This is a genomic window from Noviherbaspirillum pedocola (genome assembly GCF_016632335.1).
Classification (GTDB): domain Bacteria; phylum Pseudomonadota; class Gammaproteobacteria; order Burkholderiales; family Burkholderiaceae_D; genus Noviherbaspirillum_A; species Noviherbaspirillum_A pedocola.
The window spans coordinates 1-1,667 of the sequence record NZ_JAEPBG010000067.1 but is presented as its reverse complement, the minus strand read 5'-3'; the positions used below and the strand labels follow the sequence as shown (position 1 = coordinate 1,667).

Below are 1,667 nucleotides of genomic sequence, written 5' to 3'. Positions count from 1 at the left end.
GAGTCGACGCGCCAATGCGTGGGACAATGCGCCGATGGAGAGCTTCTTTAAGACGTTAAAGGTGGAACGGATTTACCAGACGTGCTATGAAACGCGGGCCCAGGCGCGCCTGGACATCGTGGACTGGATCGAGGGGTATTACAATCGCCAACGATTGCATTCCTCTGCCGGGTATGTCACCCCGGTTCACGCGGAGGAAGCGCTCTTGGCTGCATGACTTGCTGTACGCGAAAACGAGGCAAGGTCACTAGGGACTTGTTAAAAAACAAGATGACAATCTGAAGCTGCGAGGGGCACAATGGATTTCATGTCTTGGTCACGGTGAAGGAGACCGCCATGACGCATGTTCCTGTTCATTGTTGCGAGTGTCTACTTTGCCAATCCGCAGAGCCGCATTCGGAACGCGCCTATCATCATCACATCAACCTGTTTCTCAGCCGGCTCAACGAGCCGCAGCGGCGCTGGTTTGTCGCGCTGGAAGCTCTGCGCATCGGTCATGGCGGCAAGCATTTGCTAGCGCAAATTACCGGCATGAGCCCGACCACGATTTAGCGCGGCTGTCATGAGCTCGAGGCAGGGCTGGCCAGTTGTCCCGATGCGCACCTGCGAATGCCAGGCGGAGGCCGGCCTGCTGCGGAAGAGCGGGATCCCCAATTGGAGCAATCCTTGGAAGCCTTGTTGGCGTCGGAGACGGCGGGTGATCCGATGGGGAGGCGGCCCATGGCAAAGAGCAGCTCCTTACGTCATCTGAGCGCAGCACTGAAGAAGAAAGGACATGCCGCTAGTCCTCCGACCGTCTCAAAGCTGCTGCGCAAGCTGAAGTATTCTCCGAAGGTCAATGCGCGGCGTACCGAAGTCCGAGGCGCTTCTGCAGCCCAGCGGCAGGAGCAGTTTGCGCATATCAATGAGCAGCGCGAGGACTTCCATAGCGCGGGCGATCCCATCATCAGCGTCGACACGAAAAAAAAGAAATGATCGGCGACTTCAAGAATGCCGGTAAAGCATGGCGCAAGGTGGCCGCGCCAGTGCTGGTACATGACTGGCCACAGGACGCCATTGGCTAGGCGGTGCCCTATGGCGCTTATGAAGTCGGCGCGAATCGGGGCTTCGTTTGTGTTGGGGACTGTTTTGATACGCCACGCTTTGCCGTGGATACGATAGGCGACTGGTGGTTCTTTGAGGGACGCAAGCGCTATCGCGATGCGCATCGTTTATTGATTCTGGCGGATGCCGGGGGCTCCAACAGTTATCGGTCGCGCGTCTGGAAAGCGCAATTGCAGGAGCTCAGTGACATCGCGGTGCTGGCGATCACGGTGTGCCACTATCCGCCGGGCTGCTCGAAATGGAATCCAATCGAGCATCGCTTGTTCAGTCACATCAGCATGAATTGGGCGGGAGTGCCGCTACGGACGTTCGACACGATGATGAAATACATCGAAGGCACCGAGACGTGCACGGGCTTACGGGTCAAGGCGCTCCTCAAGCGCGGTGGCAATGAACTGGGCGAACGGGTCTCGAACGAGGAGATGCACGCCTTACGTAGTCGTCCGTGCAAAATCTCTGACGTGCAGTGACGGCAAGGGATTTGCGTAGAAACGACCCTCTGAATTCCTCGAGAAACTACGATATAAGGCAGCGAAAACTGAGGGAAATGCGAGGAAGCGCGC

At 57.4% G+C, this 1,667-nt stretch carries 4 protein-coding genes; all 4 read left to right on the top strand.

Annotation, left to right across the window (positions count from 1 at the left end; all coding sequences use genetic code 11):
* On the top strand, positions 1 to 217 hold a 217-nt coding region (locus tag JJB74_RS32915; protein WP_200598762.1), incomplete at its 5' end, for an integrase core domain-containing protein.
* Between the two features lie 119 nt (positions 218 to 336).
* The gene (locus tag JJB74_RS32910) at positions 337 to 552 is read left to right on the top strand and encodes a hypothetical protein (RefSeq protein WP_200598761.1); all 216 of its coding nucleotides are present in this window, start codon (positions 337 to 339) and stop codon (positions 550 to 552) included.
* Positions 553 to 666: 114 nt separating this feature from the next.
* Entirely contained in the window at positions 667 to 975 is a 309-nt protein-coding gene (locus tag JJB74_RS33855; protein WP_200598760.1) for an ISAzo13-like element transposase-related protein, read from the top strand.
* 92 nt (positions 976 to 1,067) lie between these two features.
* Positions 1,068 to 1,574: an ISAzo13 family transposase gene (locus JJB74_RS33850; RefSeq protein WP_200598759.1), complete on the top strand. Its 507-nt coding sequence runs from the start codon at positions 1,068 to 1,070 to the stop codon at positions 1,572 to 1,574.
* Positions 1,575 to 1,667: the final 93 nt, after the last annotated feature.